Source organism: uncultured Altibacter sp. (assembly GCF_963972995.1).
Lineage (GTDB): Bacteria > Bacteroidota > Bacteroidia > Flavobacteriales > Flavobacteriaceae > Altibacter.
The window spans coordinates 1-4,172 of the sequence record NZ_CAXAXI010000058.1 but is presented as its reverse complement, the minus strand read 5'-3'; the positions used below and the strand labels follow the sequence as shown (position 1 = coordinate 4,172).

Here is a 4,172-nt window from a genome sequence, read left to right as displayed (position 1 = left end):
GGTAACTGTATGGCTAGTGTATGGAGAGTGTATGGAAAACAGAAAGTGACACAAATGACCAAAAATGACATAAAATGACATAAATGAACATAAAGTGACACAATTGAACATAAAGTGACATAAATGAACATAAATTGACATAAAATGACCAAAACCGGACAAAATCGGACAAATGTGGACAAAAACGGACAAATGTGGACAAAAGGGGTCAAAAACGGAAGGCTACATACGTAATCGATCCTGAAAGCGTTTTAGTTAGTAGCTAAGAACCCATGACCTTGTTTTATGAGTCAATCTCCATGGCGTTGGCCAAAAAAAGAATACAACGGTCGGGCTTTAGGCCTGCTGTATGAGGACATGCCGCAAGGAATGAGAATACAAGATAAACCTTTTTCTATCTGTTCATAATTAGTATCTTAGTTGCCGTAAGATAACCCCATCTCGTTTCCCTGTCTATGGCTTTGCAAACCAAAATTTACCAAAAAGAGAACAACCTGCGTTTAGGGAAGTTAATTGGGGAAAGCATGCGGGACATGTATGCGTCCCGATTCCTTGCCAAGCAATTGGCTGTACGGGATATTAAAGGACAGTACCGACAGTCGTATCTGGGACTTGTGTGGGCTTTTATTACACCCCTTGCCACCGCTGCCATTTGGATCTTTTTGAATAGTTCGGGGACCCTGCGTATCTCAGACACCGGCATACCCTATCCTGTGTTTGCCTTTTCGGGGACCTTGCTGTGGTCCATTATCACCGAATCCATCAATGCACCTATGAACAATACCAACAGTGCGCGTAACATTTTATCTAAGATCAATTTTCCGAAGGAAGCACTTATCATTACCGGCCTGTATAAATTGTTGTTCAACAGTGCTGTTAAAGTACTGCTATTGATCGTTTTTGTGTTTGCCTTTGGCGTAGGTTTTCACTGGACGCTTTTACTATTTCCATTCATCTTATTGGCCGCCGTACTGTTTGGTACGACCATTGGCCTTTTTCTAACGCCCTTAGGAATGCTCTATACCGACGTAAACCGCACCATCGGCTTCGTGCTTCGGTTTGTGATGTATGCAACGCCTGTGGTCTATGCGGTACCTAATGACGGAATTTTAAAATGGATCATGGAATTAAATCCCATCACCCCCTTGGTGACCATTGCCAGAGATGCGTTGGTAGGAGGCGATTTTCATTATTTGCTGTACTTTTCCATTGTGGTGGCTGTATGTATTCCCTTGTTTTTTATAGCCATGGTGATCTACCGAATTTCCATCCCAATCATTGTTGAACGATTAAGCGCCTAAGTATGAGTGACGAAGTCTTGGTAAAGGTTGAAGGATTGTCTAAGAAGTTCTGCAAGGACCTGAAGACCAGTTTGATGTATGGCGTAAAGGACCTGTTCTATGGGCTGTCCGGTAGCACCTCAGAGCGCACCTTGCGCCCCAAGGAGTTCTGGGCGGTAAAGGATATCAATTTTGAATTACGACGTGGCGAATGTCTGGGATTGATAGGGCATAACGGCGCCGGGAAGTCTACCTTATTGAAAATGCTGAACGGCCTTATCAACCCCGATGCCGGGAAGATCACCATGCGCGGACGCGTAGGGGCCTTGATCGAACTGGGAGCCGGATTCAACCCTATTTTAAGCGGCCGGGAGAACATCTATAACAACGGAGCCGTGTTAGGGTTCTCGAAAAAGGAGATCGATGCCAAGGTAGAAGAGATCATCGATTTTGCCGAAATCCGCGAATTCATCGATATGCCCGTTCAAAACTACAGCAGCGGGATGAAGGTACGACTGGGTTTTGCCGTAGCAGCCCAAATGGAACCCGATGTGCTTATTATTGACGAGGTATTGGCGGTAGGGGATATTGCATTTCGAGTGAAATGTTTTAATAGAATATCAGAACTCCTTCATAACTGCGCAGTGCTCTTTGTAAGCCATTCCATGCCCCAGGTTGCTAGAATTGCGACGCATGTGTTGCATATGGAAAATGGTGTTGCCGATTATTACGGCTCTGATATAGCCTATGGTCTTAGCTTATATCATAAAAATTATACAGTCGAGAATACGACCATTATAGGAGATGATGTTGTGCTAAACTCTTTTTCCCTGCTTGATATATCGGGCACGCCAAAAACGATATTTTCCAGCGCTGAAACCATTTGTCTGAAATTGGATTTTGTTAATAACTCAAATTACAAAGACTATTTTGTGAGTGTGGTTATCATGGATGCCAATTTAAACGGTGTGGCGTCGCTTAATTCCTTGAGTGAAGATATTACATTAGACCAATCGCATTATACCACAGAAGTTCGCTTTGAGAATATGTTTACCCCCGGCCGGTATTCCATTAATGTGGTTTTCACCGAAAATATAAACGATACGGAATATAAATTCGGTAAAACGCTAACTAATATTAGGAACTTAACTTATTTTGAAAGCAGAGGTGGAACCTTAGTAGGCACTGTCCCTGTTCAATTAAATTCACGTTGGATTCTTTAATTCAAGTACTGAAGCCTGAAAGTAGTATTAAATGCAATTATTTAAAAAAAACAAAACAATCATTCATTGCTGTACTCAGAAAACAGCTAGCCAGTGGTTTATATCTTTTTTATCTGATGTTATAGCGAAAAGTAACAAAAATTATAAGATACATACGTTTGTGGATTACAGAGAATCGGTAATATTTAAAGATTCTATTTACAAAAAGCCAAGTTATTCATTGCAGAAGGATTTATATACTGAACAAGAGGCTGATTTTGGTTTTAATCGGCTTAAAAAAAATTGTTTTTATACGAGTTTTTATATTGGTCCGAACATATTAAACTATCTCAGTGCCAAAGACGCAAAGGTTTTCTTCGTACTTCGCGACCCAAGAGATTTAGTTGTTAGTTGGTATTATTCTGCAAAATATAGTCATCCTCCAACAGAGCAGATTAATATAGTAAGGTCGAAGTTAGTAGATTATTCATTTGATGACGGAATTAAGTATTCTATTGATGAAATGAATAAATTCGGTCTCTTTGAAGGGGTTAAACGATGGATGACCCAAAAGGAAGACCACCTAGTTCGAATATATCTGTACGAAGATTTTGTAGAACATTATACGACCTTCTGTTTGGATCTTCTTTCTTTTTTAGAGTTGAAGAAAAAGAATGTCTTATATGATGATATAATCAATAAGCATTCTTATAAAAATTACTCAAGTGGTAGAAAAAAAGGCGAATCTAATAACAAATCACATTACAGATCAGCTTCCGTAGATCAATGGAAGAATGAGTTGAATGAAGAACTAATTGAATATTTTGAACTTAAAACTAATAACTTAGGTGCGTATTACGACAGTCAAAAGGATAATTTTAAAAAAGTAGAGCAGTGATTTAATGGGATTGAAGTATCAGCTATATAAAATAAAACAACGAAGTAAACGAAAACTCCGGGCTTTAAGGAAGGAATTTCTATTTCGTAGAAGTTTATACCTAGGCAAAGAACCTGAATTCCCTGCACCTGTTTTAAACGTTTCTGCCAAGCCCACCGTGTTAAACCTCAATATCATTGACAGTTGTAACTCTAAGTGTACCATGTGTAACATTTGGAAACGTGACGAGGAACTTGAGATAAGTCCGCAACAATTAAAAGACATACTAAGCGATACACTATATTCAGAATTGCAGCATGTTGGGGTCACAGGTGGCGAGCCCACGTTACGAGAAGACTTGCCGGAGGTATTTCAAAAGATCATTGAAGCGGTTCCCGATATTAAAGGTTTAAGTCTTATTACAAATGCGATCATCGAAGACGATGTTAAAAAGAGGATCAAGGATGTAAAAAGTGTTTGTGACCGTTTCGAAGTGCCCTTTTCCGTCATGGTTTCTATCGATGGTGTAGAGAAAGCACACGATAAAGTGAGAGGAACGAAAGGTAATTTTAAGACAGCTATTTCAGTCTTTCAATACGTACAGGAAGAATTGAAAATCCCTGTTTCCTTTGGGTGTACGATTTCTAAAGTCAATGTTTGGGATGCAGATGACCTTCTGTTCTATGCAAAACAACATAATATGTACGGAAGGTTTAGAGTTGCTGAAACTATTAATAGGCTCTATAACCAAGATCGGGGTAAGGTAATTCGCAACTTTGATGATGATGAGAAGATCGGAAGAGCACACGTCTG

The 4,172-nt window shown here is 39.7% G+C and carries 4 protein-coding genes; all 4 read left to right on the top strand.

What is annotated here, in order from left to right:
• The first annotated feature begins 455 nt into the window (after positions 1-455).
• Positions 456-1,301 carry an ABC transporter permease gene (locus AACZ11_RS12985; protein ID WP_339832752.1) on the top strand — a complete coding sequence of 282 codons (846 nt, stop codon included), beginning with the start codon at positions 456-458 and terminating at the stop codon, positions 1,299-1,301.
• Positions 1,302-1,303: 2 nt separating this feature from the next.
• The gene (locus AACZ11_RS12980; protein ID WP_339832750.1) at positions 1,304-2,503 is read left to right on the top strand and encodes an ABC transporter ATP-binding protein; all 1,200 of its coding nucleotides are present in this window, start codon (positions 1,304-1,306) and stop codon (positions 2,501-2,503) included.
• 31 nt (positions 2,504-2,534) lie between these two features.
• Positions 2,535-3,380, top strand: a complete 846-nt coding sequence (locus AACZ11_RS12975; RefSeq protein ID WP_339832748.1) for a sulfotransferase domain-containing protein — start codon at positions 2,535-2,537, stop codon at positions 3,378-3,380.
• 202 nt (positions 3,381-3,582) lie between these two features.
• Positions 3,583-4,172, top strand: a 590-nt coding sequence (locus AACZ11_RS12970; RefSeq protein WP_339832746.1) for a radical SAM protein, incomplete at its 3' end; no start/stop codon positions are given.

Bases quoted from the DNA above. Each gene is read 5' to 3' on its own strand.
- AACZ11_RS12985 (WP_339832752.1), top strand. From the start codon at position 456: ATGGCTTTGCAAACCAAAATTTACCAAAAAGAGAACAACCTGCGTTTA.
- AACZ11_RS12980 (WP_339832750.1), top strand. From the start codon at position 1,304: ATGAGTGACGAAGTCTTGGTAAAGGTTGAAGGATTGTCTAAGAAGTTC.
- AACZ11_RS12975 (WP_339832748.1), top strand. From the start codon at position 2,535: ATGCAATTATTTAAAAAAAACAAAACAATCATTCATTGCTGTACTCAG.